General features: G+C 65.0%; 18 protein-coding genes. 9 read left to right on the top strand and 9 right to left on the bottom strand.

Going from position 1 to position 25406, the window contains the following annotated elements; translation table 11 throughout:
* The first annotated feature begins 99 nt into the window (after positions 1 to 99).
* Positions 100 to 363 carry a PAAR domain-containing protein gene (locus HWE17_RS12920; protein ID WP_099403619.1) on the top strand — a complete coding sequence of 88 codons (264 nt, stop codon included), beginning with the start codon at positions 100 to 102 and terminating at the stop codon, positions 361 to 363.
* Here the strand turns inward: HWE17_RS12920 and HWE17_RS12915 are convergent.
* The 7 genes from HWE17_RS12915 to cphA (HWE17_RS12885) form a co-directional block, all read right to left on the bottom strand.
* Complete coding sequence (locus HWE17_RS12915) at positions 360 to 1682, bottom strand: aspartate aminotransferase family protein (protein ID WP_176389008.1); 1323 nt, start codon at positions 1680 to 1682, stop codon at positions 360 to 362. The two genes, HWE17_RS12920 and HWE17_RS12915, sit on opposite strands and share 4 nt — an antisense overlap.
* Before the next feature lie 81 nt (positions 1683 to 1763).
* Positions 1764 to 2651: a MurR/RpiR family transcriptional regulator gene (locus HWE17_RS12910; RefSeq protein WP_176389007.1), complete on the bottom strand. Its 888-nt coding sequence runs from the start codon at positions 2649 to 2651 to the stop codon at positions 1764 to 1766.
* Positions 2652 to 2695: 44 nt separating this feature from the next.
* Positions 2696 to 2980: a hypothetical protein gene (locus tag HWE17_RS12905; protein ID WP_176389006.1), complete on the bottom strand. Its 285-nt coding sequence runs from the start codon at positions 2978 to 2980 to the stop codon at positions 2696 to 2698.
* Positions 2981 to 3148: 168 nt separating this feature from the next.
* The gene (locus HWE17_RS12900; protein ID WP_255206229.1) at positions 3149 to 5818 is read right to left on the bottom strand and encodes a TonB-dependent receptor; all 2670 of its coding nucleotides are present in this window, start codon (positions 5816 to 5818) and stop codon (positions 3149 to 3151) included.
* Positions 5819 to 6045: 227 nt separating this feature from the next.
* Complete coding sequence (locus HWE17_RS12895) at positions 6046 to 9213, bottom strand: EAL domain-containing protein (protein ID WP_176389005.1); 3168 nt, start codon at positions 9211 to 9213, stop codon at positions 6046 to 6048.
* A 172-nt stretch (positions 9214 to 9385) separates the two neighbouring features.
* Positions 9386 to 11956 carry a cyanophycin synthetase gene (gene cphA, locus HWE17_RS12890; protein WP_176389004.1) on the bottom strand — a complete coding sequence of 857 codons (2571 nt, stop codon included), beginning with the start codon at positions 11954 to 11956 and terminating at the stop codon, positions 9386 to 9388.
* A gap of 79 nt (positions 11957 to 12035) precedes the next feature.
* On the bottom strand, positions 12036 to 14213 hold the full coding sequence (gene cphA, locus HWE17_RS12885) for a cyanophycin synthetase (RefSeq protein WP_176389003.1): 2178 nt from the start codon (positions 14211 to 14213) through the stop codon (positions 12036 to 12038).
* Between the two features lie 467 nt (positions 14214 to 14680).
* Between cphA (HWE17_RS12885) and HWE17_RS12880 the strand changes: the two genes are divergently transcribed.
* From HWE17_RS12880 to HWE17_RS12865, 4 genes are all read left to right on the top strand, one after another.
* On the top strand, positions 14681 to 16951 hold the full coding sequence (locus tag HWE17_RS12880; RefSeq protein ID WP_081922546.1) for an ABC transporter ATP-binding protein: 2271 nt from the start codon (positions 14681 to 14683) through the stop codon (positions 16949 to 16951).
* 2 nt (positions 16952 to 16953) lie between these two features.
* Positions 16954 to 17424 carry a DUF1854 domain-containing protein gene (locus tag HWE17_RS12875; RefSeq protein WP_099379111.1) on the top strand — a complete coding sequence of 157 codons (471 nt, stop codon included), beginning with the start codon at positions 16954 to 16956 and terminating at the stop codon, positions 17422 to 17424.
* Between the two features lie 134 nt (positions 17425 to 17558).
* On the top strand, positions 17559 to 18035 hold the full coding sequence (locus HWE17_RS12870; protein ID WP_255206228.1) for an antitoxin Xre-like helix-turn-helix domain-containing protein: 477 nt from the start codon (positions 17559 to 17561) through the stop codon (positions 18033 to 18035).
* Positions 18032 to 18502 (top strand): RES family NAD+ phosphorylase, encoded by a 471-nt coding sequence (locus tag HWE17_RS12865; RefSeq protein ID WP_176389002.1) that lies wholly within the window; start codon positions 18032 to 18034, stop codon positions 18500 to 18502. The genes HWE17_RS12870 and HWE17_RS12865 overlap by 4 nt, the downstream gene beginning before the upstream one ends.
* Before the next feature lie 7 nt (positions 18503 to 18509).
* Here the strand turns inward: HWE17_RS12865 and HWE17_RS12860 are convergent, their stop codons facing one another.
* Positions 18510 to 20024: an AMP nucleosidase gene (locus HWE17_RS12860; protein WP_034750639.1), complete on the bottom strand. Its 1515-nt coding sequence runs from the start codon at positions 20022 to 20024 to the stop codon at positions 18510 to 18512.
* Positions 20025 to 20136: 112 nt separating this feature from the next.
* Between HWE17_RS12860 and HWE17_RS12855 the strand changes: the two genes are divergently transcribed.
* From HWE17_RS12855 to HWE17_RS12840, 4 genes are all read left to right on the top strand, one after another.
* Entirely contained in the window at positions 20137 to 20733 is a 597-nt protein-coding gene (locus tag HWE17_RS12855; RefSeq protein ID WP_176389001.1) for a TetR/AcrR family transcriptional regulator, read from the top strand.
* 14 nt (positions 20734 to 20747) lie between these two features.
* Positions 20748 to 21551 (top strand): type I methionyl aminopeptidase, encoded by an 804-nt coding sequence (map, locus tag HWE17_RS12850; protein WP_051958961.1) that lies wholly within the window; start codon positions 20748 to 20750, stop codon positions 21549 to 21551.
* 2 nt (positions 21552 to 21553) lie between these two features.
* Positions 21554 to 22078 carry a hypothetical protein gene (locus HWE17_RS12845; protein ID WP_176389000.1) on the top strand — a complete coding sequence of 175 codons (525 nt, stop codon included), beginning with the start codon at positions 21554 to 21556 and terminating at the stop codon, positions 22076 to 22078.
* A 78-nt stretch (positions 22079 to 22156) separates the two neighbouring features.
* Positions 22157 to 22804 carry an FABP family protein gene (locus HWE17_RS12840; RefSeq protein WP_176388999.1) on the top strand — a complete coding sequence of 216 codons (648 nt, stop codon included), beginning with the start codon at positions 22157 to 22159 and terminating at the stop codon, positions 22802 to 22804.
* A gap of 120 nt (positions 22805 to 22924) precedes the next feature.
* Here the strand turns inward: HWE17_RS12840 and HWE17_RS12835 are convergent, their stop codons facing one another.
* Positions 22925 to 25387, bottom strand: coding sequence for a tetratricopeptide repeat protein (locus HWE17_RS12835; RefSeq protein WP_176388998.1), 2463 nt, complete (start codon positions 25385 to 25387; stop codon positions 22925 to 22927).
* Positions 25388 to 25406: the final 19 nt, after the last annotated feature.

Raw genomic sequence — 25406 nt, 5'->3', positions numbered from 1 at the left:
ACGCAATGACGACTGTGTCGTCGCGCCCGATAATGCAGATGGGAGCGGCACCGTATGGACCGGTGCCGCGGTATGCGCTGGACAGGAACAGGAGGCAGTATGCGTGGCGTGATCCGTTTGAATGACCCCACCAACCATGGCGGCAAGGTGGTGGGGGCGGCGCCGAACAGTACGGTGCTGGGCGTGGCCGTGGCGCGCAAGGGCGACCCTTGCGTGTGCCCGATCAAGGGTCACGTGCGCTGCGTGATCGCCGAGGGCGATCCGCAGGTGCTGATCGATGGCGTGCCCGTGGCCTTTGACGGTCACAAGACCAGCTGCGGCGCCAGTCTGATGTCCACCGTGGGCAACAGCGGGCGGGGCTAGACGACGCAAGCGTCGATGGCCGCGCCCAGCTTGTCGACGATTTCATCGACGTGGCTGGCGTCGATGATGTAGGGCGGCGCCAGCAGGATGTGGTCGCCGTGCAGGCCGTCGATGGTGCCGCCCATGGGGTAGCACATCAGTCCGTTTTGCATGGCGTGCGCCTTGATGCGCGCGTGCAGGCGGCGGGCCGGGTCGAACGGCTGCTTGGTATCGCGGTCCTGTACCAGTTCCAGGCCCAGGAACAGGCCGCGGCCGCGGATGTCGCCCACGTGCGCATGGCTGTCGAAACGCTGGTGCAGCCTCTCTTGCAGCAAGCCGCCCATGGCGCGCACGTTGGCCAGTAAATCGCGTTCCTCGATCTGCCGCTGCACGGCCAGAGCGGCGGCGCAGGCCGTGGCGTGGCCGATATACGTGTGGCCGTGCTGGAAGAAGCCCGTGCCGGCACGGATGGTGTCGCGGATATCCTTCGATACCATGACGGCGCCGATGGGTTGGTAGCCGGCGCCCAGGCCCTTGGCGATGCAGATCAGGTCGGCCGTGACGCCTTCCTGCTCGCAGGCGAACAGGCTGCCCGTGCGCCCCATGCCGCACATGACTTCGTCGAGGATCAGCAGGATGCCGTGGCGCTGGCAGATGTCGCGCATGCGCGCAAAATAGCCGGCGACGGCGGGCAGGGCACCGGCCGTGGCGCCGACGACGGGTTCGGCGATGAAGGCCATGACGTTGTCCGCGCCCAGTGCGGCGATATGGTCTTCCAGCTCCTGGCCCAGGCGCGCCACGTAGTCGCCGTCCGTTTCATAGGCTGGCTGGTCGCGCCAGGCGTAGCAGGGAGAGACATGGGTCACGCCAATGAGCAGCGGCTCGAACTGCTGCCGGCGCCAGGCGTTGCCGCCCGTGGCCAGCGCGCCCAGGGTGTTGCCGTGATAGCTCTGGCGGCGCGCGATGACGTGGCGGCGCTGCGGCTGGCCCCGTTCGACGAAATACTGGCGCGCCATCTTGAGCGCGCTTTCCACGGCTTCCGAGCCACCCGAGACGAAATACACGCTGTCGATGCCGGCAGGCGCGCGGGCGACGAGGAAATCGGCCAGTTGCTCCATCGGCTCGCTGGTAAAAAACGCGCTGTGCGCGTAGGCCATGCTGGCGATCTGCCGCTGCACGGCGGCAATCACGGCCGTATCCGAATGGCCGAGGCAGGAGACGGCCGCGCCGCCGCAGGCGTCCAGGTAGCGCTTGCCATCCGCATCGATCAGGTAAGGGCCATCGCCGCCCGTGGCGACAGGATAGCTGGCGGTCAAGCTGCGGTGGAAGACGTGGCTCATGGCATCGCTTTCTTATCGGCAAGGTAGATGGCCGATTATAGGAGGCGCTGCGCCGCAATGCAACGTTTGATGTATTTGTTTTTAATTTGCATCATTTGATGTTTTTACATAGGCGCCCAGCGTCCGCAGCTGGCTTTCCGCCGCACCGATGGCGTGTACGGCGTCCGGCCCCGCGCGCGCTACCAGCAATTCGACCAGGCTTTCCACGGCCGCGACGCCGGCCACGATGGAAGGGAAGAACGACGGGCTGTCGACGGCGATGACGATGCTGGCGTCAGCTTGAAGGGCCAGCGGCGACATGGCGCTGTCGCTGATGGCGACCACCTGGCAGCCGGCCTGGCGCGCCGCCTGCGCCACCAGCAGCGCTTCGCTGGAATACGGCGCGAAGCTGATGACGACGACGGCTTCGTTCGCCTGCAGGGCGCGCAAGTCCATCTCCAGCGTGCCGCCCTGGCCGCTCAGCAGTTGCACGCTGGGGCGCAGCAAGCGGTACAGATAGTGCAGGGTGTAGGCGATCGGGTGGGCGGCGCGAAAGCCTGCCACTTGCACGCGGGGGGCCGCCTGCAGCAGGCTGGCGGCCGCGTCCAGAGCGGCGTGGTTGGCGCTTTCCGTGGCGGCCAGGTTGCGCTGCTGCACCGTGAACACTTCGGTGACCAGATTGCCTTCCTTGCCAGCCAGCGCGTTGGCTTTTTCAGCATACCCGGCCGGCCCGGCGCGCAGGCGTTCGACGAAGATGGCTTTGAGTTCCGGCCAGCCGGCAAAGCCCAGCTGCTGCGCCAGGCGCACGAGGGCGGCTGATTGCACCTGCGCGCGCGCGGCGATGCTGCGCATCGACGAGACGGCCACTTCGTCCGGATGGTCGGCCAGGTAGCGGGCGCCGGCCTGGAATTGCGGGCTCAGTGCCGCATGGCGCGCCTTGATCAGGTCCATCAGTGCCGCATAGGAATCGTGGGGTGTCGCTGCCTGCATCGCCGTGCCTCATTGAATAGGTTGCGGCGATGGTACAGGATTCGTCAGCGCGCCGGTAGCGGCGCGCCTTGCGCCAGGGCGGCCGTGCGCGGACGCAGGCGGGCAAACAGGTGCGGCCCGGCCGGCTGGCGGCGCGGTCCCGTCGTCAGCACGCGCAGGGCGGTGGACAGCGGCACGTCGTGGCAATGCAGGAACAGGGCGGCGGCACCCGTGCCGGCCATTTCCTGCAAGGCCAGCGCATGCTCGACCAGCGCCGCCGTGCGCATGTCGAGCCGCACGGGGATGTCGGGTTGAAATAGCTGTGTGTCGACGTGCCGTGCATCGCGCATGCTGTCCCCGCCGGGTTCGATGGTCAGACTGCCAGCATAAAAGCGCCCCGGCGCCGCCACTTTGCGTTAAATCAATTCCTGTGTCGGATAGATTCCACAAGGCAAAAAAACGCCAACCGTTGCCGGCTGGCGCTGAAAACCCTCAAGGAAGAAAGGGTGGGGGACTGGCTAGTAGCTCCAGCGGACGGAGAGTCCCACAACTTTGTCATAGCGCCGCACGTCGCGCACATAGTCCGGCGTGTCGTGATAGTCGCGGTAGGTCGAGTCGAGCAGATTGTTCGCGTCCAGGGTCACCGTGGTGTTCGGATTGAGCTTGTACGACACCGACGCGTCCAGGGTTTTCGTGGGCGCCACGGTCAGGTGGATGCCCTTGCCGCGGTAGTTGTAGTCGTCGACGTACTTGTCGCGCCAGCTGTAGGCCAGGCGCGCCGACCACGGTCCCTGTTCGTACAGGCCGACGATGTTGGCCGACCATTTCGACATGCCCGTGAACGGATGCGCGCTGCCATTCAATTCTTCCAGCTCGCCCGTCATGTAGGTGGCGTTCGCCTGCAGGCCCAGGCCGCTCATCCAGCCAGGCAGCTTGTCGTAGAACTGCTGGTAGGCCATTTCCAGGCCTTGCAGATGGCCCTTCGAGGTGTTGCGCGGACGCGTGATGTCGTACTCGATGCCGCCATACGTTTCCTTGGCCGATCCGGACAGGATGTAATTCTTGAAGTTGTGGCGGAACACGGTGGCCGTGACGGAGCCCGTCTGCGCGAAATACCATTCCAGCGCCACGTCGAGATTCTTGCCTTCCACGGGTTTCAGGTCGGGGTTGCCGCCGCCGCCCGTCGGGCGCACCATTTCCAGGCTCTGGCCCAGGCTCACGCCGGGGTTGAAATCGGCGAAGTTCGGGCGCTGCACGGCCTTGCCGGCCGTCAGGCGGGCGACCAGGTCCTGGCGCAGCATGGCTTTCAGGGTCATGCTGGGCAGCACGTCCGTATCCGAGGTTTTTACGCGCACGGGCGTGATGATGCCGTTTTGCGAGGAATTGCCCTGCAAGTCCTGCTTGGTCTGCACCACGCGCACGCCCAGGGTGCCATCGACCGGTACCTGCGCCAGGTCAAAGCCGATGCGCGCCTTGCCGTAGACGGCATTGGTTTTTTCCACGTCCTTGAAGTGGGTCATCGGATCGTCGGGACTGCGTTCGCTGCTGCCCGTAAACAGCTGGCGCAGCGCGGCCGTGTTGTTGAGCATGAAGTCGCGGCACGGTGTGAGCCAGCTTTGCAGGCCGAAGTTGCCCGTGTTGTCGTGCGAGGTGCATGCCAGGCCGGGAATCGCGTCCGCAGTCATGATCGACGTCAGCCCGCCCTGGCCATTTTTTTCGCGGATCGATTCGGCCTTGCGCTTGGCCAGGCGCACGCCGCCCGAGAATTCGCGGAAGAAGCCCGTGCTGTCCATGTCGTAGGTAACGTCGCCGCGCCAGTCGGTCGAGCTGCCTTCGTCGTGGTTGTGATTGTCGTAGAAACCGAGCAGGGTGTAGTTCTTCGGGTCCGTCATGTTGTAGCCGGGGTAGCTGATCTGCGCGCCGCCGTTGACGTTCGTGCTGCCGATCACGCTGGTCGGATGGGCGAGGAAGTCGAGGATGGGGAATTCGCGCTCGAAGTTGCTGACCGTGCGCGCCAGTTCCGTCGTGGCGCGCAGCTGCGGCGTAATGTCCCAGCGCGCGCCGATGGCGCCTTGCGAACCGATCGAGCGGTCGCGCCGCGCCTGGGTCGAGCCCAGCGTGAACGGCGACCATGGGCCGTCGATCTTGCCCACCGTGGCCGCCTGGTTGGTGCCGGGGATCAGGGTGATGTCCGGGTTCTGGCCCCAGGGCAGCGAACCGACGAAGAACTGGCTGTCGAACGCGTGCTTGATCAGGGTCGACATGCCTTCCGCATACACTTCCACCTGCGAGTTCGGGCGCCACTGGAAGGCGGCGTTGGCCGCGTAGCGCTTGCGGTCGCCCACGGTGGGGATCATGCCGACGGAATCGGGACCCGTGATGTTGCCCGCTTCGGGGCGCTTGACGGGTTCGGCGTTCCAGATCGTCTCGTCATAGTATCTGCCGCGCTGGTAGGACAGGCCGAGCAGGGCGCCGAATTCGCCGTATTGGGTCTTCCAGCGGTTCGAGACCATGCCGCCGACGTTCGGGTCCGTCGAGCCGGACTTGTCGCGGTGCTCGGCGCGCACGTTGCCCGATGCCGTAAAGCCCTTGAAGTCGAACGGTCGGTTGGTGCGCACGTCGATCACGCCGGCCGTGCCGCCTTCGACCATGTCGGCGCCCTGCGATTTGTACACGTCCACGCGCTGCAGCATGGCCGTCGGAATGTCGGCCAGGTACAGGCTGCGGCCCACGGAGGTAAACATTTCGCGGCCATTGAGCAGGGTCACCACGCCGGGCAAGCCGCGGATGATGACGGTGCCAGCCTCGCCGCCCTCGCGGCGGATCTGCACGCCCGTCACGCGGCCGAGGATTTCGGCCACGTTCTTGTCGGGGAATTTGCCGATTTCATCGGCGACGATGGAGTCGACCACCTGGTCGTTGTTTTTCTTGATCGTCTGCGCGCTCTGTGCGGCTCTGCGCACGCCCGTGACGGCGACGACGGCGATGCCGCCATTGTCTGCCGCCGCGGCTGGTGCTGCTGCCGGTGCCGTTTCTTCCGCTGGCGTGTCCACGGCGGGCGCCTGTTGCGCCCAGACGGAAGCGCTGCTCAGCAGGCCTGCGCCGGCCAGCGCGGCCACCGTCGCCTTCAAGGCCAAGCGTGTGTTTTGTGCGGACGTGCGGGTGCCCGTTGCCATCAATTGCTTCATCTTGTCTCCACCTGTATTTTAGTTATGTTGAGAACGCTGCGGCAGTCGCCGCCAGAGCTGGAACTTGCTCAGAAACATGGTAGGTGGGAATGACTTTGCCCCACAAATGACTTCTTTTGCGATGTCAATACCATTTCCGGTATCCCTGCTGCATTCATGCGCCCTGGCGGCGCGCCGCGCGTTGCCGCAACTGGCGCGTGCGCGTTGCGGACGCTCCACAGGCAGTGTCAGGCGGCGCAGGGCGCGGCGCTGTGCGCCAGCCAGGCCATGAAGTGCGCCTGCGGCATGGGACGGGCGAAGTAATACCCTTGTAATTCATCGCAGCCGGCGTGGCGCAGCACGTCGGCATCGGCCGCGCTTTCCACGCCCTCGGCGGTGACCGTCAAGCCCAGCGTGTGGCCCAGGCCGATGATGGTTTTCGTCACCGCCAGATTCTGCGGTGAACCGTGGATGTCCTGCACGAAGCTCATGTCGATTTTCAGCTTGTCGAGCGGGAAGCGGCACAGGTAGTTCAGGCTCGAATAGCCGGTGCCGAAATCGTCGATCGACAGCGCAAAACCCAGCGCCTTGATGGCGTGCAGAGTGGCGATGGTGTCGTCCACGTTGTCCATCAGGATCGATTCGGTCAGTTCGAATTCGATCTGTCCCGGCGTGACGGGAAACTCGCGCAGCACCTCGCGCAAGGTGGCCACCAGGCCGCCGTTTTTCAGCTGGATGGCCGACAGGTTGATCGACACGGCGATGTCGCCCGCGCCCGCCTCGCGCCAGGCCAGTTGCTGGCGGCATGCTTCGCGGATGACCCACGCGCCGATGGAGACGATCAGGCCCGATTCCTCGGCGGCGGGAATGAAGCTGTCGGGCGCGATCAGGCCGTGCTGCGGATGCTGCCAGCGGATCAGGCTTTCCACGCCATTCAGGCGGCTGCTTTTCGCATCGATGCGCGGCTGGTAGTACAGCACCAGTTCCTGCCGCTCGATGGCGTGGCGCAGATCGCTTTCCAGGTGCAGCTGCTGCAACTGCTGCTCCTGCATCTGCGGCGTGAACATGCGCGCGTGATCGCGCCCGCCGCTCTTGGCCTGGTACATGGCCGCATCGGCGTGGCGCATCAGGGTATCCATGTCGTCGCCGTGGTCCGGGTAGACGGCGACGCCCACGCTGCACGAGACATACAGCGCGTTGCCTTCCACCTGGTGCGGCTCGCGCATGGCCGGTATCAGCCGCGTGTCGAGCAGGACGGCGATGGCTGCGGCGTCGCCGACGCCGTTGAGGATGACGACGAATTCATCGCCGCCCAGGCGGCTGACGGTGTCGCCTTCGCGCACCAGTTGCAACAGGCGCTTTGAGACCGATTGCAGCAGCGCGTCGCCCACATGGTGGCCCAGCGCGTCATTGACGTGCTTGAAGCGGTCCAGGTCGACGAACAGCACGCCCACCTTTTCGCCGCTGCGGCGCGCCTGCGCGATGGCGGCGGCCAGGCGCAGTTTCGACACGTGGCGGTTCGCCAGTCCCGTCAGCGCGTCGTGGTGGGCCATGTGCTCGATCTGCCGCTCGCTGGCCTTGCGTTCGCTGATGTCGAGCGAGCTGGCGATAAAATGCGTGGTGACGCCATCGAGGCCGCGCACGGCGTTCATCACCAGCCAGGCGGGATAGCTTTCCAGCGACTTGCGCTGCACCCGGATCTCGCCCTGCCAGTAGCCGCGCCGCGCCAGGGTCCGGCGCAGGCTGTCGAGCTGTTCGGGACTGTTGTCGGGCGCGAGCAGGAAGGCGGGGCGCTTGCCGATCAGCTCCACCATGTCGTACAGCGAATGGCGGCGGAAGGCCTGGTTGACGGTGATGATGCGCATGCCGGCGTCCATCACGATCAGGCTTTCGGCCGACGCCTCGAAGACCTTGGCCCACAGTTCCAGGCGCGACTCCATCAGCTTCATCTTGTTGATCGGCGTGAAGGTCGACAGCACGGCGCGCTGGCCCTGGTAGTCGATCAGGCGCGCGGAAATCAGGGCCCACGTGGGCGTGCCGCCGCCGCTCCAGCACACCTCGAATTCATCGACGGCGCCCAGGTCGCTCAAGCGCTGGAAGAAGCGCGAACGGGCTTGCGGACTCATGCCGCCCACCCATGGATCGAGTTCCAGGCCGCCCTGCCACGCGTGCGCGGCCTGGTTCGCGTGCAGCACCTGGTGATGCGGGATCGAGGTGACCATCAGCGGAATGGGAATGGAATCGACCAGCTGGCGCTGCGCATCGGCCGCGCTGGCGCGCGCCACCAGTTCCTGCTGCGCCATGCGCTGGAAGTCGAGCTGCTGCAGCATGGTATTGAAGGCGCGCACCAGGCGTCCCGTTTCATCTTCGCTGTCCCAGACGGCGCGCAGGCTATGGTCGCCCGTTTCGCGCACTTCCTGCGCCACGCGGGCCAGGCGGCGGATGGGCAGGGCGATCTGGCGCGCGACGAAAAACACCAGGCCCAGTATCATCACCAGCAGCAGCACGGCCGTGCCCAGGTGCAGCCACATGCGCGTAAAAAAGCCGTCCACGCGCCGCTGGATCAGGCGCTGCAATTCATTCGCCGTGTCGCGCCATGCCAGGCGCAGGGCGGCGAGCGCCACGTCGTCGTGCCGCCGCAGTGCCTGCGTGCCGGCGGGGGGGACTTGCGCGCCGGCCAGCGCCTGGGTGCTGGCGCGGAAGCGCGCCACGGCTTGCTGCAGGGCCGCGCGCGAGGCTTCCAGGTGCTGGCGCAGCAGCGGCGTGCTGGCCGCGAACGCTTCCGTATAGTCGCTGCCGATGCCGCCCATGGTGGCGTCCATGCGCCCTTCCAGGATCAGGAACTGGGTCTGCAGGCGCTGGCGCTGCGCGCCTTCGGCCGTCGCCAGTTGCAGGGCCAGGGCGCGCGTGCTGTTGATCACTTCCAGCAGCTCGGGAAAGCGCAGGATCACCAGCGACATCGTGTAATAACTATCCAGGTCCGGGTCGAGGATCAGGTTCGACTGGTTGCCCACGCGCGTGAGCAGTGCGCGTCCGGCGACAAAGGCGGGCGAGGGCGCGATGCCGTCGTCGGCTGGGGCGGTAGTGCTGCCGGCCTGGCGCAGCAGGGCGGCAAATTGCGCATTCAGTTCGGCGCTGCGCATGCCGGCGCCGAAGCGGCTTTCTGCCTGCTCCACGGCTGCGGCCTGCGCGCCCGCTTGCGCCGTGCCGCGCGCCAGGGGCAGCAGCGCATCGCGGATCGTGGCGATGTAGTCATTGCCGGCCATCTCCTTGCGCGAGAAATCGATGGCGATATATTTTTCGTTGATGAGAATGCCGGAAATGAAGATGACGGCGGACAGGTCGAGCAAATAGATCAGCGCCAGTTTGCGCCCCACCGTCAATTTTCCGATCATGCGCGAGATTCTGCCCAGCATGCGTGCCCCACCTTCTTGTCAGCCCCTATATGTTTTCTTATGTGCAATTTTCATGCCTGAATTTACAAGCTTGCAAGGGGGCTTTTGCACCATGCGGGTGCGCGCAGGGAGGTGGCGGGCGCCAATAAAAAGGGCGGCCCGCAGGCCGCCCTTGTGTGCGATGCGACTACGCTCAGGCTTCGGCGACGCGCTTGGCGATGTGCGCCAGCGCTTCTTCCACCTGGTCGATCAGGATCAGGCACAGATCGCCTCCGCCGAGGCGCGCCAGGGCCTTGTCGATGGCGACGAATTCGCCGTTGATTTCATCGATATGCGTGGTGCGCTTGGCGCCGTTCAAGCCCTGGCGCAGCAAGGCCACCACTTCGCCGTCGGCGCGGCCGCGCTGGCATTGATCCTGGTACAGCAGCACGTCGTCGAAGGCGGCGCCGAGGATTTCCGTCTGCTGGCGGATGTCTTCGTCGCGGCGGTCGCCGGCGCCGCTGATGACCACCGAGCGGCGCTTGGCCGGCATGCTTTCCACGGCCTGCACCAGCGCCAGGATGGCGTCCGGATTGTGGCCGTAGTCGGCGATCAGGGTGGCGCCCTTGTAGTCAAAGACGTTGAAGCGGCCCGGCGCATTGTCGGCTTCATTGGCGAAGGTTTTCAGGCCCAGCGCGATGGTTTTCCAGTCCAGGCCCACGGCCCAGGCGGCGGCCAGCGATGCCATGACGTTGTCGACCTGGAAGCCGATGGCGCCGTTGCGCGTGATCGGCACCTGCGACAGGGCGATTTCGTGGCGTTCCTTGCCCTGCGCCGCGACCAGCTTGCCGTCTTCCACGTATACGACGCGGTTGCCTTGCGCGCGGTGCGTGGCCATCACGGGATGCGTCTTGTCGGCGGCGAAGAAGGTCACCGTGCCGCTGCAATTTTTGGCCATGCGGGCTACGGCCGGGTCGGTGGCGTTCAGGACGGCCACGCCGCTGTCGGCCACGTTCTGCACGATCACGCGTTTCAATACCGCCAGGTCTTCCACGGTGGTGATGTAGTTCAGGCCCAGGTGGTCGCCGGCGCCGATATTCGTCACCACGGCAACCTGGCAGCGATCGAAGGCCAGGCCTTCGCGCAGCATGCCGCCGCGCGCCGTTTCGAACACGGCCGCGTCCACGTCCGGGTGCAGCAGCACGTTGCGCGCGCTGCGCGGGCCGCTGCAGTCGCCGCTGTCGATCTGGCGTCCTTCGATGTACACGCCATCCGTGTTGGTCATGCCGGTGCGCAGGCCGGAGGTGGTAAGCAGGTGGGCGATCAGGCGCACGGTGGTGGTCTTGCCGTTGGTGCCCGTGACGGCGACGACGGGAATACGGCCATCGTCGCCCTCGGCGAACATGGCGGCGATGATGGCTTCACCGACGGGGCGCGGCTTGCCGAACGACGGCGCCAAATGCATGCGCAGGCCAGGCGCGGCGTTCACTTCGACGATGCCGGCGTTCTGCTCTTCCAGCGGTTTCAGAATGCTTTCGGAGACCACGTCCACGCCGCAGATGTCCAGGCCCACCATGTGCGCGGCCGCGCCGGCGCGCGCCGCCACTTCCGGGTGCACGTCGACGGTGACGTCGGTGGCCGAGCCGCCCGTCGACAGGTTGGCGTTATTGCGCAAGATCACGCGCTGGCCCACGGGCGGCACGGATTCGGCCACATAGCCCTGCTTGGCCAGGCTGGCCAGGGCGATGTCGTCGAAGCGGATCTTCGTCAGCGAGGTGGCGTGGCCGCTGCCGCGGCGTGGATCGAGGTTGACCTGGTCGACCAGTTCGCGCACCGTGTGCTGGCCGTCGCCCACCACTTGCGGCGGGTCGCGGCGGGCCGCTGCCACCATCTTGTTGCCGATGACGAGCAAGCGGAAATCGTGGCCAGGCAGATAGCGTTCGACGAGGATATCGTCGCGGAATTCCTGCGCCGCGAGGAAGCCGGCAGTCAGCTGTTCGCGCGTGGTGACGTTGACGGTGACGCCCTTGCCCTGGTTGCCATCTTTTGGTTTCACGACGACGGGCAGGCCGATTTCGCAGGCGGCGGCCCAGGCGTCGTCCGCATCGATGGCGACGCGGCCATGCGGCACCGGCACGCCGGCCGAGTCCAGCAACTTCTTGGTCAGTTCCTTGTCTTGCGCGATGGCTTCGGCAATGGCGCTGGTGCCGTCCATTTCGGCGGCCTGGATCTTGCGCTGCTTGCTACCCCAGCCGAATGTCACCAGGCTGCCTTCGGTCAGGCGGCGGAACGGGATGTTGCGCGCCACGGCGGCGTTGACGATGGCGCCCGTCGATGGGCCGAGGCGCACGTCTTCATCGAGTTCCTGCAACTGGTGCAGGGCGCCGGCCAGGTCGAACGGCGCATCGTCGAGCGCGGCCTGGCACAGCTTCTGCGCCAGTTCCAGGGCGAGGCGGCCGACGGCTTCTTCCGAGTATTCGACGACGACCTGGAAGATGCCCGTTTCCAGGGTCGGCGTGGTGCGGCTGAAGGTGACGGGACAGCCGGCTTGCGCCTGCAGGCCCAGCGCCGCCAGTTCCAGCACCTGCGCCATCGGCGCGGCGTTGTAATTGCCCAGCGGTTGCAGCGGGCTCAGTTGCGGAAAGAGTGCGCGCAGGCGGGCTTCGAAGCCGGGCAGCTGGGCGATGTCGAGTTCCTGCGTGGTGCAGGAAACAATGGCTTCCACGGCGGTGTCGTGGCTCCAGAGGTTAGGGCCCCGCAAGGCCCGTACGCGAGATACTTCCATAATTAAACCGTAATCCTGTTGTGTTCTTGTGGGCCCGGCCGTGCTGGCCGGGCTTGAGTGCTGCTTTGCCTGTTGCCGATTAGTTGCCGATGCAGCCAGGGGCCGCGTCAAACGTGCGCAAGCCTGCGCAGATCAAATCGACGGGCAGGTTCAGGGCCCAGGCGGCGGCCGCGACGGCCAGCACGCTGTCGACATTGCCGGCCGTGGCCGGTTTCAGCAGGTCCAGGCACAGCAAGACCGTTTCGATGCCGCCTTCGGCCAGCACGATATGGTTGCCGCGCACGAAGACGGCGCGCTGGCCGGCGGCCAGTTGCGCCGCGATGGCTGGCAAGCCGCCGTCCTGCGCATACAGGGTCACCGTGCCGTCGCACAGTTCGGCCAGTTCCAGCACGTGCGCGTTGGCCGCGTTGAGCACGGCCACGCCCGTCGGCACCACCACGTCGACCTGGCTGCGCACGGCCTTGTACAGGCCTGCTTCGTCCAGTACGTCGAAATCCTTGACGCTGTCGAGGCTGCCCATGTCCGTGACGACGCCGATCTGGCACTTGTCGTAGGCCAGGCCTTCGGCCAGGATCATGCGCGGATTGCTCTCGAACAGGGCCGTCTGCACGGTGCGGTTGAGCAGCAGGCGCTGGCCCGCGTCCCAGTTCACGCAATCGCTGCTGACGACACGGCGCTGGTCCAGATACATGCCTTCGCTGCAGACGGCGCCCGTGTGCAGGCCCGACAGGTTGAGCAGTTTGCACAGCATGCGCACGATCAGGCTGGCGCCGCGCGTGCCCGTCACGCCGATCAGCGGAATGCGGCCCGTTTCCTCGGGCGCGAACAGGTGGTCGACGATGGCCGCACCGACAGGGCGGGGTTGGCCCACGCCCGGCTTGATGTGCGCCAGCAGGCCGGGGCTGGCATTGACTTCGATGATGGCGCCGCGCTGCTCTTCCAGCGGACGCGTGATGTCGGTGGTGACCAGGTCGATGCCGGCGATGTCCAGGCCCACCACGCGCGCGGCCAGCAAGGCCGCATGCACGACGGACGGGTGCACGTCGTCCGTGACGTCGATGGCCACGTTGCCGTTCGGCTGGATCAGCACTTTCTGGCCGGCCTGCGGCACGGACAGGGCGGTCATGCCCTGGCGCTGCAGTTCCAGCACGATTTCACCCGATTCGTGCGGCTTGACGGTACCCAGCGGGAAATCTTCGCCTTCGCCGCGGCGCGGGTCGGTATTGATCTGCGCGTTGACCAGTTCCAGCACGGTCGAGACGCCGTCGCCGTCGACCCACAGCGATTCGCCCTTGGCAGCCGCGATCAGCTTGTTGCCGACCACGAGCAGACGGTGTTCGTCGCCCGTGATGAAGCTTTCCACCAGCACGGCCGAGCTGTCGCCCTTGCGCGCGGCCAGTTCGTAGGCGGCCTTCACGTCCGCTTCCGTCATCAGGTTGAGCGACACGCCCCGGCCATGGTTGCCGTCATACGGCTTGACGACGACGGGCACGCCGATGTCCTGCGCTTCTTCCCAGGCCGCTTCGGCGCTGCGCACCAGGCTGCCTTCGGGCACGCGCACGCCGCACGATTTGAGCAGGAATTTGGTGAGGTCCTTGTCGCTAGCGATGCCTTCGGCGATCGCGCTGGTGCGGTCCGTTTCGGCCGTCCAGATGCGGCGCTGCGCGGCGCCATGGCCCAGCTGCACCAGGTTGCCGTCGTTCAGGCGCAGGGACGGGATGCGGCGCTCGGTGGCCGCGTCGACGATGCTGGCCGTGCTCGGGCCCAGGCAGCGAGAGTCGACCATGTCGCGCAGGGGCGCCAGGGCCGCTTCCAGATCGTAGGCTTCATCGTTGATGGCGGCCATCAGCAGTGTGCGCGCGGCGGCCAGGGCGGCGCGGCCCACGTGCTCTTCACGCGTGCGGAAGGCCATCTTGTAGACGCCGCGCTGGCTGGTCGAGCGCGTCTGGCCGAAGCCCGTGCGCATGCCGGCCAGGTTTTGCAGTTCCAATACGACGTGTTCGAGGATGTGGGCCGACCACGTGCCTTCGCGCAGGCGCTCGAAAAAGCCGCCCCGTTCGCCCACGCCGCAGCGGTGCTCGATCATGCCGGGCAGCCACGCCACCAGGCGCTCGTACAGGCCGGGCAGGGTATTGGATGGATAGTCTTCCAGTTCGCCGATGTCGACCCAGGCTTCAATCACCGGGCGGTAAGTCCAGATGTTGGGGCCGCGCAAGTGGGTGACGCGGGCAAATTCGATGTTCTTCTTCTTGATCATGTAAGTGGTTTCTTGATAACAAGCCAGGCGTCTGGGCGCCAGATACTTTATGTTGGCTCTACAGAGTCTTTTCAGGCTCGTGCTTGGTTCTTTATCCCGGGTATGCGCAGTGTGCCACTTTTAGCGGCCTCTTGTCGCGTTTGCTGCCCTTATTCTGCTGGTGTTGTCATTCTAATTGTTACTAATTGTTGCCATACTTGTTATAAAGATACCGACTCTGGGCTAAGCTGGAGCATTTGCGCAACAGCGGGCTGTTGTATACTTGCTCCTGTACGACGGACGCCCATTTTTTTGCGCCGTTTCGCCATCATTCCTTACCGGCAGGCATCCATTCGATACAATACAGGAAATTGCCACTGGTGCATCCACCTCGCCATCGCGCAGTACACAAACATTGATCGGGCGTCTGCCCCATCCCCCAAATCCCGCCCTGAAGGGCTTGGCCTCGAGCCGGAGTATGCTTTACGATGACAACTGAACTGAGTGTTCCTGCAACAACTATTCCCCTCACATCGCTGCCTGAACACTGGCTGGCGGAAGTGGAGAGCAACCTTTCTCCAGGGGAGAACGTTTTAAGTAGCGTTGAGGTTGACCTCGATGCGCGATTACGTTTCACAAAAGGCATAATAGTTGTCACCGAGAAGCGTTTGCTGGCCCGTTCGCCGGGCGATACCGTCTGGAAAAGTTGGTCTTTCCGCCACGGACTGCGCCTGACGCACCACGACCACGCCGGTGTCGGCCACCTGGAATTGTTCGATGACCACGGCCGCCTGGCGTCGTGGCGCTTTACTTTGGGCCAGAACCTGCATGCGATCCGCGTGCTGGAACAGTTCGTCGAGCGCCTCGATAGCCACCTGACGGGCCAGCCCGTGCTGGAAGCGGAGCAGGAAGTCTGTCCTAGCTGCAAGGCGCCTTTGGAGCCGGAGCAGGAAGAATGCCCGATCTGCGCCAAGGTGCTGCACACGCCGCCATCGACCTGGACCCTGTTCCGCCTGTGGCGCTTCGCCCATCCCTACCGTGGCCAGCTGGCCCTGGGCTTCATGCTGATGCTGCTGAGCACGGCCGCGCATATGATTCCGCCCTACCTGACGGCGCCGTTGATGGACAATGTGCTGATCCCGTATCAGAACGGCAAGCATATCGACCCATGGCTGGTGGTGTACTACATGAGTGGCTTGCTCGGTTCGGCCCTGCTGGCCTGGCTGCTGGGCTGGGGCAAGACGTATGTGCTGGCCCTGGTGTCCGAACGCATGGGCGCCGACTTGCGCTCGGCCACGTATGAACACCTGATGAAGCTGTCGCTGGAATTTTTCGGCGGCAAGCGCACGGGCGACCTGATGGCGCGCATCGGCAGCGGCAGCGACCGCATCTGCGTCTTCCTCTCGCTGCATTTGCTCGATTTCGCTTCCGACGTGCTGATGATCATCATGACGGGTGTGATCCTGTGGTCGATGAACCCGTGGCTGGCCATCATGACCCTGGCGCCATTGCCCTTCATCGCCTGGATGATTCACCTGGTGCGCGACCGCCTGCGCACGGGCTTTGAAAAGATCGACCGCGTGTGGAGTGAAGTGACCAACGTGCTGGCCGATACGATTCCCGGCATCCGCGTGGTGAAAGCGTTTGCGCAGGAAAAACGCGAAGCGGCCCGCTTCCGCGACGCCAACGCGCACAACCTGGCCGTCAACGACAAGCTCAATAAAGTCTGGTCGCTGTTCTCGCCCACCGTTTCCTTCCTGACGGAGATGGGTTTGCTGGTCATCTGGTGCTTCGGCATCTGGCAGCTGTCGCGCGGCGAGATCACCGTCGGCGTGCTGACCGCCTTCATCGCCTACAGCACGCGCTTCTATGGCCGCCTCGATTCGATGAGCCGCATCGTCTCCGTGACGCAAAAATCGGCCTCGGCCGCCAAGCGCATCTTCGACATCCTCGACCACGTGTCGAGCGTGCCGGAACCGGCGCAGCCGGTGAAGCTGGACAAGATCGAAGGCAGGATCGATTTGCGCGAAGTCGGATTCCGCTATGGCAACCGGGCCGTCAATCGGGGCATCACCCTGAACATCAAGGCGGGCGAGATGATCGGCCTGGTGGGCCACAGCGGTTCGGGCAAGAGCACCCTGGTCAACCTGATCTGCCGTTTCTATGACGTCTCGGAAGGCGCCATCTTGCTCGACGGCGTCGACATCCGCTCGTTCGCCGTGTCCGACTACCGCCGCAACATCGGCCTGGTGCTGCAGGAGCCGTTCCTGTTCTTCGGCACCATCGCGGAAAATATCGCCTACGGCAAGCCGCACGCGACGCGCCAGGACATCATCGCCGCCGCGCGCGCCGCGCATGCGCACGAATTCATCCTGCGTCTGCCGCAAGGCTACGATTCAATGGTAGGCGAGCGTGGCCAGGGCTTGTCCGGCGGCGAACGCCAGCGCATCTCGATCGCCCGCGCCCTGCTGATCGATCCGCGCATCCTGATCATGGACGAAGCGACATCGTCGGTCGACTCGGAAACAGAGAAGGAAATCCAGAAGGCGCTGGATAACCTGGTGCAGGGCCGCACGACGATCGCCATCGCGCACAGGCTGTCGACCCTGCACCGCGCCGACCGCCTGGTGGTGCTGGACCGCGGCCAGGTCGTCGAAGTGGGCAGTCACGATGAACTGATGGCGAAAGAGGGCGCCTATTTCCGCCTCTACGAAGCACAGGCGCGCAACAACGAACTCGCCCTGGATGACAAGGAATAAGCATGGCCAGTACAACTTTTACATTAAGCCGCGACACCTTCGGCAAGCTGGTGATGACGGACGCGGACGGCCAGGTCTTTGAAGGCGTGGCGCCCGTACGCGCCTTCCCCATCCAGTCGCCGGACGAAGGCATTTCGCTGGTGCTGGGCAATGGCAAGGAAGTGGCGTGGATCGACCACATCGACGCCTTGCCGGAACCGGCGCGCAGCCTGTTGCAGGAAGAGCTGGAAGGGCGCGAATTCATGCCCGAGATCGCGCGCGTGAAAAGCGTGTCCAGCTTCGCCACGCCATGCACCTGGCATGTCGACACGGACCGGGGCGAGACGCAGTTCGTGCTGAAAGGCGAGGAAGACATCCGCCGCATCGGCGCCGCGTCGCTCTTGATCGCCGATAACCACGGCATCCACTTTTTGATACGCGACATGTTCAATATCGACAAGACGACGCGCAAGATTTTGGATCGCTTCCTGTAAAAAACCTCCTGGAATGTGGTGCGGCGCCGCCGCTCATGCCGTTCAGCTTGCGCTGAGCGGCATTTTTTTTGACCTTGTGCTTTCCTTGTGGGTTGCCTCATTTGAGCTATACTGCCGTCTTAAAGGAGGTGGCTATGGAACGACACGTTGATGCTCCCGTCCCGGCTCAGCAAGCGAGGACGCTGTACGAAGGCATGACTCTGTACGGTTTTGATACTGATGCGCGCATTGCGCTGATACGGCGGGGTATTCCAGCCTCGACGATCAGCCGCCTGTCCGCGCGCATGGGCATGAGCAAGGAATTCCTGTTGTCCAGCCTGGGACTGTCGCGCGCCACCATCAGCCGCAAGGAAAAAGACGCCAGCTTGCTGTCGAAGGATGAATCGGAACGCGTGCTGGGGATTGAAACCCTGATTGGCATGGCGCAGGCGATGGTCGAACAATCGGGCGATCCCGCCGGTTTTGACGCGGCGCGCTGGGTCTCCGATTGGCTGAGCAAACCGCTGCCTGCGCTGGCGGGTGCCACGCCGGCCAGTTACATGGACACCTTCGAGGGGCAAAAACTGGTGGCGGAATTGCTGTCCATGACGCAGAGCGGGGCCTATGCATGAATGTGCTCTGGCGTATTGCCGTCGAGACGCCAGCTTATGCCGCCAGTGACCTGAGCGGCACCGGCGCCAGGATCACGGGTGGCCGCTGGAACAGCAAGGGCGCGCCCGTCGTGTATTGCTCGACGAGTATCGCCCTGGCCACCCTGGAAACCGTGCATTACCTGCGCGGCGGCGGCTTGCCATTCAACCGTTACCTGGTGCGTATCGCCATTCCCGATGGCGTATGGAATGCGCGCCAGGTACTCGACCCATTTCCCGGCGGCTGGGACGCCATACCGGCCGGCCTGGCGGGCAAGCGGGCTGGCGATGGCTGGATTGCAGCGGGAAAATCCGCCTTGCTGCTGGTGCCTTCCGTGATCGTGCCCGACGAATACAATGTCCTGCTCAACCCCCGCCATGCCGATGCCGCGGCGGTCACCGCCAGCACCGTCCGGCGGTGGAGCTACGATCCCCGTTTTTTCCCCTGACGCACGCTTACTGAAACGCCACTTCCGCAAAGCTGCGCAATTTGCGGCTGTGCAGTCGGTCCACGCCCTGGCGGCGCAGCAGTTCCACGGCGCGGATGCCGATGCGCAGGTGCTGGTCGACCCGTTCACGGTAGAAGTGGTTGGCCATGCCGGGCAGCTTGATTTCGCCGTGCAGCGGCTTGTCGCTGACGCACAGCAGGGTGCCGTAAGGGACGCGGAAACGGAAGCCGTTGGCGGCGATCGTCGCACTTTCCATGTCCAGCGCGATGGCGCGGCTCTGGCTGAAGCGGCGCTCCGGCGTACGCTGTGGCAGCAGTTCCCAGTTACGGTTGTCGGTGCTGGCCACGGTCCCCGTGCGCATGATGTGTTTCAGATCATGTCCCGTCAGCTGGGTGATTTCCGCCACGGCCGTTTGCAGCGCCTGCTGGATTTCCGCCAGCGGCGGGATCGGTACCCACAGCGGCAAGTCTTCGTCGAGCACGTGGTCTTCGCGCACATATGCATGCGCCAGCACGTAATCGCCCAGGCTTTGCGTGGTGCGCAGGCCGGCGCAATGACCGAGCATCAGCCAGGCGTGCGGGCGCAGCACGGCGATATGGTCGGTGATGGTCTTCGCATTGGCGGGACCGACGCCGATATTGACCATGGTGATGCCGCTGCCGTCCGCGCGCAGCAAATGGTAGGCGGGCATCTGCGGCAGGCGCGGCGGCGCGGCGCCCAGCGCATCCTCGCTCTCGACCGTCTGGCCGACCCGGCGCGTGACGACGTTGCCCGGTTCGACAAAGGCGATGTAGCCGTCGTCGTCCGATGGCGCGGCGGCGTCGGGCGCGCGGTCCATCATGGCGTGGCCCAGGCGGATGAATTCGTCGATGTAGAACTGGTAATTGGTGAACAGGACGAAGTTCTGGAAGTGCTGCGGCGACGTGCCGCTGTAATGGCGCAGGCGCTGCAGCGAATAATCGACGCGTGGGCCCGTGAACAGCGACAGCGGCTGCGCTTCGCCATGCGCCGGTTCGTGCGTGCCGTTGGCGATGCCGTCGTCCATGGCCGACAGGTCGGGCAGGTCGAACAGGTCGCGCATGGCCAGGCGGCGGCCCGCATCCATATTGCCTTCGATATGGTCATGCTCGGCGAAGGAGAAATGCACGGGAATGGGCTGGGCGCTGACGCCCACTTCCAGGTGCACCTTCTGGCCGCTGTTATGGTTTTTCAGCAGCAGGGTGAATTGGTCGAGGTAGTAATCGCCGAACAGGTCGGGGCGCGTCAAGGTGGTTTCAAACACGCCGGGGCCGGCGACAAAACCGTAGGCCAGCGGCGAGTCGGCGCGCGCCACGGTGTCGGTCTGGATGCGCACGAAGGGGTAGCAGGCGCGCACGCGCTCGTGCATGTCTTCGCCGGCGACAAAGCGCTGCAGCGCATCGCGCAAGTGTTCGATGCTGCTGCGGTAAATGGCTTGCACTTGTTCCAGCGCCAGGCGTGGATCGTCGAAGCGGGAGGAGGCGATGAAGGGGGGCGTAAGCAAGCGGATTCTCCTTGTAGCGGTTCGTGCATACCATTGTAAGGCAGCGGGGCAACTCTTGTCGGCGCATCTGGGGCCGCTTGACGGATTCAAATAGAATCTGTATTCTATTTGAATGGTCAGACTCGCAAAATTCAACGAAAACAACTTTATTGACAGCGCGATCGCCGTCGCCGCCCAGTGCGGCGTGGGCGCCGTCTCGATGGCCGCCATCGCCGTCAAGGCCGGTGCGCCCATCGGCTCCGTGTATCACCGCTTCGATTCGCGCAACGCCATCCTGGCGCGCGCCTGGCTGCGTGTGAAAAGCGACTTCCGGGAGGAAGTGGCCAGCCGCTGGCTCGGCGGCGACACCTGGGCTGGCGTGCACGGCTTGCTGGACTGGTGCCGGCGCAAGCCCGTGTATGCGCGCTTTCTGCTGCAATGCGCGGACAGCCCCGATTTCAGCAGTGGCCTCAGCGAGGAATTGCTGGCCGCCGTGGAAGAAGAGCAGGCCGCGCTCGACGCCTGCTTTGTGCGCTGCGCCGAAACCATGCCCGCCACCACGGAGCTGGACCTCGATCACATGCTGCTCAAATTCGTCCTGATCGATGCCCCCGTGGCCGTCGTCAAGCCTTACCTGACCCAGGAGCGGCCGATACCGGCCAGCGTCGACGCCATGCTGCGCGCCTCGCACGACGCCGTGCGCGGCTGGGCCGCCCACACCACACACTAACCAAGAAGAAAACCATGCGCTATTCCACCCAGCTTGAACACGGCAAGAAAATCCCCCTGCACGACGAAGAAGGTTTCATCGGCATGCGCGCGGCCGGCCGCATCGCCGCCGACACGCTCGACTACATCGCGCCTTTCGTGAAACCGGGCGTGTCGACGGCCAAGCTCGACGCCCTGTGCGAAGAATTCATGCGCGCCGCCGGCGCCATTCCGGGCACCATCGACTACCACGGCTACAAGCACGCCAGCTGCATCTCCGTCAATCACGTGGTCACGCACGGCATCCCGTCCGAGACCAAGATCCTCAAAGTGGGCGACATCCTCAACATCGACGTGACGCCGAAGTTCCAGGGCTGGTTCGGCGACACCAGCCGCACCTTCAAGGTGGGCGCCGTCTCCATCCTGGCCAACCGCCTCGTCAACACGGCGTATGACGCCATGATGGCCGGCATCCACACCGTGCGTCCGGGCGCGACTTTGGGCGATGTGGGCGCCGCCATCGAAGCGGTGGCCAAGGCGCAGGGCTTTTCCTCCGTGCGCGACTTCTGCGGCCATGGCGTGGGCCAGGTCTTTCACGACACGCCGCAAGTGCTGCACTATGGCCGCGCCGGCACGGGCATCGTGCTGGAACCGGGCATGATTTTTACCATCGAGCCGATGCTCAACGTGGGCAGCTACCAGGTCAAGGTCTTGCCCGACAAATGGACGACGGTGACGAAGGACCGTTCGCTGTCGGCGCAGTTCGAGCACTCGCTGGCCGTGACGGACACGGGTTTTGAAATCTTCACTCTGACCGGTTCGACCGAGCCGCTGGTGTAAGCATGGATGAGGCGCGCCGGCAGCAGCTCACCGATATCGTCGCCGCGAAAGCCGGCGTGGATGTCGCTTGCGCGGCGCGCCACCTGGCTCTGCATGACGACGACGTGGCGGCCGCCCTGCGCGGCATCGACGCCGAACGCTACACGCTGACGCAGCGCCTGCTGAACAAATACGGGCGCGATCCGGAAGACGCGCTGCAGCACGTGGCGCTGGCCGTGCTGCAGCAGGAAGACATCCGCAGCGACAGCGTATTGCGCCTTGATCGCATCGCGGCCCTGGCGCCGCCCGTCGCCGGCATGGTGCTGCTGGCCGAGTGGCTGGTCTATGTGGACTGGGAAGGTTTCGACAGCGCCCTGTACGCGAATATCGACGCGGTGGCGGCGATCATCACCGGTGCATTGGACCTGCCCGAGGTGGCTGCCAACCTGCTGCAAACGCGCGATGAAGCTGTGTTTGAAACGCAGCGCCCCGCGCTGGCCGCTGCGGCCCTGCTGTTCATTGAGCGCCACACTACGCAGTTTCCCTGACGGCTGGCGCTTTGCCGCCGGCGGGCGCGCGTCTTACAATGGCGGCAAGCACTGTTGCCCCATTTTGAAGACTTCCGCATGAGCGATTTTCCCGAAGATATCTACACCGAGCCGTCCGCCGACGTGCACACCCTGAACAACCTGGGCCCCTTGACCGGCATGGCCGGCATCTGGACGGGCACGCGCGGCCTGGACGTCAAGCCGAAGGCGGACGGCCCGCGCAAGCAGGCCTTCGTCGAGCGCATCGAACTGCAGCCGATCGACCCCGTCACCAACGGCCCGCAACTGTTCTACGGCTTGCGCTACTACATCCACATCACCAAGCCGGATCAGGTCAAGACGTATCATGAACAGGTGGGTTACTGGCTGTGGGAGCCGGCCACGGGCGCCGTGATCCAGACGCTGGCCATCCCGCGCGGCCAGATCGCCATGGCATCCGGCACGACGACGGCGGACGCCAGCAGTTTCGAACTGGTGGCCAAGCGCGATTCGACGGCCTACGGCATCTGCTCGAACCCCTTCCTCGAACACGCGTTCACCACCGTCGAATACCGCATCAAGGTCGATATTCACGCCGATGGCACGTGGGGCTACGACGAGGACACGGTCATGCTGATCCGCGGCAAGGACGAACCGTTCCACCACACGGACCGCAACCTGCTGACGAAAATCGCCGAGCCGACGCCGAATCCGATGGCGCTACAGGCGCTGGCGGCGGCCGCTTAAGAGCACCTGTCAAAACCTACTGCGCGTCGTAATTTGTGGCCTGCGATGCTCACTGTACCTCCGTACAGTTGCGCTTCTCGACCACAACTTCCTTCCGCTCGCTACGGTTTTGTCAGGGCTCTAGGGTTTTCCCTGGGCGACGGCCTTGATGGCGCGCTCTTCGCCCATGGCGGCGGCGATCTTCCAGCGCTGCATGGCGCTGGCGCGGTCGGGGCGTTTCAGTCCCGCGCCTTCCCAGTCCATCAGTCCCAGGTTGTAGATGTCGCCCGCGCTGCCCTTGTCGGCGGCCAGGGTGAACCATTTGCGCGCTTCCTTGTGGTTGACGGGGATCTGGTAGCCGCGCACGTGGTACAGGCCCAATAAGTGCATGGCTTGCGCATTGCCCTTGCCGGCCGCCTGTTTCAGCAGGTCGAGGCCGCGCGCCATGTTGCGCGGCTCCTGCCAGCCTTCGGCCAGCATCACGCCTTTCGCCGTCAGCGCATAGCTGTCGTTCTTCACGAGACCCTTGCCGATCAGCGGCTTGGCGGCCACCTGGCGCGCTGCGCGCTGCTGCGCCGTTGGCGCCGTGACGGGGCCGGGTTTGCCTTCGCCCATCAGCAGCATCCAGCCATACAGGCCATACGCACCGGCGTCGCCCTTGCCGACCAGGTTCTCCAGCATGGCCAGCGCCTGCACCTTGTCGCCATTTTCATACAGCTTGACGGCTTTGGCGCTGCTCGCATCTTGCGGCACGACGGCTGGCGCATGGGGCGCGACGGGCGCCGACGCGATGGCCGCTTGCGGCGGCGCGGACACCGGGCGCACGCGCACGGGCAAGCCATAACTGGCGGCCAGCACGGCCAGGCTGGCGGGCGCGAGGATCAGCACGTGCGCCAGCTGGTTGCGGCGGCCCTTGCCGGCGATGCCCATGGCCCGTTCGGCTTGCTGCTCGCCGCCCAGCGCTTCGCTCAGTACGGCTTTCACCTTGCGGTTGAACAGCCAGTAGCCAGCGCCCGTGACGAGCAGGCCGGCGACGGCGGCCGCGCCGCGTCCCGCGAAAAACCAGGTGGCGATGACGGCGGCCAGGGCGGCCAGCGCGCTTTTCCACCAGAACTGCTTGGCCAGCCGCGTGTAGACCTGGCGCAAGGCGCCCAGCACGCAGGTGCGCACATTTTGCGCATACTCGGCGGAGACGACGTCGACGTGCGCGTGGTCGGTTACTCCGCTGAGCACCGATTCAATCACGTCCGCGTTCAGTTCCGAGGCGGCCACGTCGCGCAGCGGCGTCAGCAAACCCTGCACATGGGCCGAGAACAGGCCGTCGTCGGCGCTGCCGGCCAGCGCATCGCTGAGCGCCTTGAGGTCGCCGCGCAGCAGCTTTTCCACGATGTCGTCCAGGGTCAGCCAGCGCAGATCCGTGCCGTACGCCACCAGGTGGTGCTTTTCGGCGTTGCACGATGCGTCCAGGCGCACGATGCGCAGTTTGCCCGCATACAGTGCGTCGACTTCCTGCGGCTGGTCTTCATTGTAAATGCTCACTTTCGCCAGTGCCAGGCTGCTGGCAATGGCGGCCAGTGAGTGCACGCTCTCCTTGTCGCGGATGCGGCGCGCATCGTCGGGCGCCTGCTTGGGCAGGCTGACGCTGTAGCCGGGCGCCACGTGCACGTCGACCCAGGCCGCCTTGCCCACCTTGCCGGAACCGTCGCACGGGTTGCAGCGCAAGTCGCCCACGCCGCTGCAGGTGCGGCAAGTCACCTTGCCGCTGGCGCGGCAGGTGCCGCAATTGATGCTGCCGGAACCGTGGCAAGTGTTGCAGCTGACCTTGCCGAAGCTGCAATGGTAGCAATTACGGTATTCGGTGCGGTACTGGGGCCGCGTCTCGCTGTGGTAGCTGGTGTGCGAGCTGCCGTTGCTGTAGGTGGTAGTGGGCACTTGCACCGTGATGTAATCGGTGACTTGCTCGGACACCGTGCCGCTGCCGCTGCAATACGAGCACGACACCTTGCCGCTGCCGTAGCAGCCATACGCGTCGCAGCTGACGGTGCGCCCGCCGTGGCAGCTCCAGCACGTTTCCGTCGTCGCGCCATAACAGGTGTGGCAGCCGATGCGGCCTTTGCCGGTGCAGTTGCTGCAGGTGTCCAGGTGCCAGTACTTGACGGCGTGCGGCAGGTAGACGCCCGCTTCGACGCCGTTGTAGGCCTGGCCTGCCTGGCGCAAGGCATTGTCGAGCTTGCCCGCCGCGCGGCGCAGTCTTTCCTTTTCCTGCGCGTGAGCGAGCGCTCCCACCTCGTGGGAGCCACAGCGGCAGTCATTGCCCGCCGGCGTGAAATAGCCATTGATGACGCGCTGTTCGAAGCGCGCTTCGAGCGCGTAGTTCGCTTGCAGGGAAAACTCCTGCAGCACGTCTTCCTCGGCCAGCGGCGTGATGTCGTGCGGCTCGAAACGCGTCTTGTCCTGCACCAGGGTGCGCAGCTTGCCCAATACCGTGGGTATCTCTTCCTTGTCGAGCCGGAGGGGCGCTGGCGCCGTCACGACCGTCTCCGTCACCTGCGGCGCATCCTCGCTGCCTGGGGTTTCATGGGTCGTCTCGGTGCTGGGGTTCATGCGCGTCCTTTTGCTCTCT

Origin of the sequence: Janthinobacterium sp. BJB401 (genome assembly GCF_013372745.1) — a bacterium.
Lineage (GTDB): Bacteria > Pseudomonadota > Gammaproteobacteria > Burkholderiales > Burkholderiaceae_D > Janthinobacterium > Janthinobacterium rivuli.
Note: the sequence above shows the minus strand (reverse complement) of the source record. Positions and strands in the feature narration are given on the sequence as shown.

Coding starts and splice junctions, on each gene's coding strand:
- HWE17_RS12920 (WP_099403619.1), top strand. CDS start 100: ATGCGTGGCGTGATCCGTTTGAATGACCCCACCAACCATGGCGGCAAG.
- HWE17_RS12915 (WP_176389008.1), bottom strand. CDS start 1,682: ATGAGCCACGTCTTCCACCGCAGCTTGACCGCCAGCTATCCTGTCGCC.
- HWE17_RS12910 (WP_176389007.1), bottom strand. CDS start 2,651: ATGCAGGCAGCGACACCCCACGATTCCTATGCGGCACTGATGGACCTG.
- HWE17_RS12905 (WP_176389006.1), bottom strand. CDS start 2,980: ATGCGCGATGCACGGCACGTCGACACACAGCTATTTCAACCCGACATC.
- HWE17_RS12900 (WP_255206229.1), bottom strand. CDS start 5,818: ATGAAGCAATTGATGGCAACGGGCACCCGCACGTCCGCACAAAACACA.
- HWE17_RS12895 (WP_176389005.1), bottom strand. CDS start 9,213: ATGCTGGGCAGAATCTCGCGCATGATCGGAAAATTGACGGTGGGGCGC.
- cphA (WP_176389004.1), bottom strand. CDS start 11,956: ATGGAAGTATCTCGCGTACGGGCCTTGCGGGGCCCTAACCTCTGGAGC.
- cphA (WP_176389003.1), bottom strand. CDS start 14,213: ATGATCAAGAAGAAGAACATCGAATTTGCCCGCGTCACCCACTTGCGC.
- HWE17_RS12880 (WP_081922546.1), top strand. CDS start 14,681: ATGACAACTGAACTGAGTGTTCCTGCAACAACTATTCCCCTCACATCG.
- HWE17_RS12875 (WP_099379111.1), top strand. CDS start 16,954: ATGGCCAGTACAACTTTTACATTAAGCCGCGACACCTTCGGCAAGCTG.
- HWE17_RS12870 (WP_255206228.1), top strand. CDS start 17,559: ATGGAACGACACGTTGATGCTCCCGTCCCGGCTCAGCAAGCGAGGACG.
- HWE17_RS12865 (WP_176389002.1), top strand. CDS start 18,032: ATGAATGTGCTCTGGCGTATTGCCGTCGAGACGCCAGCTTATGCCGCC.
- HWE17_RS12855 (WP_176389001.1), top strand. CDS start 20,137: ATGGTCAGACTCGCAAAATTCAACGAAAACAACTTTATTGACAGCGCG.
- map (WP_051958961.1), top strand. CDS start 20,748: ATGCGCTATTCCACCCAGCTTGAACACGGCAAGAAAATCCCCCTGCAC.
- HWE17_RS12845 (WP_176389000.1), top strand. CDS start 21,554: ATGGATGAGGCGCGCCGGCAGCAGCTCACCGATATCGTCGCCGCGAAA.
- HWE17_RS12840 (WP_176388999.1), top strand. CDS start 22,157: ATGAGCGATTTTCCCGAAGATATCTACACCGAGCCGTCCGCCGACGTG.
- HWE17_RS12835 (WP_176388998.1), bottom strand. CDS start 25,387: ATGAACCCCAGCACCGAGACGACCCATGAAACCCCAGGCAGCGAGGAT.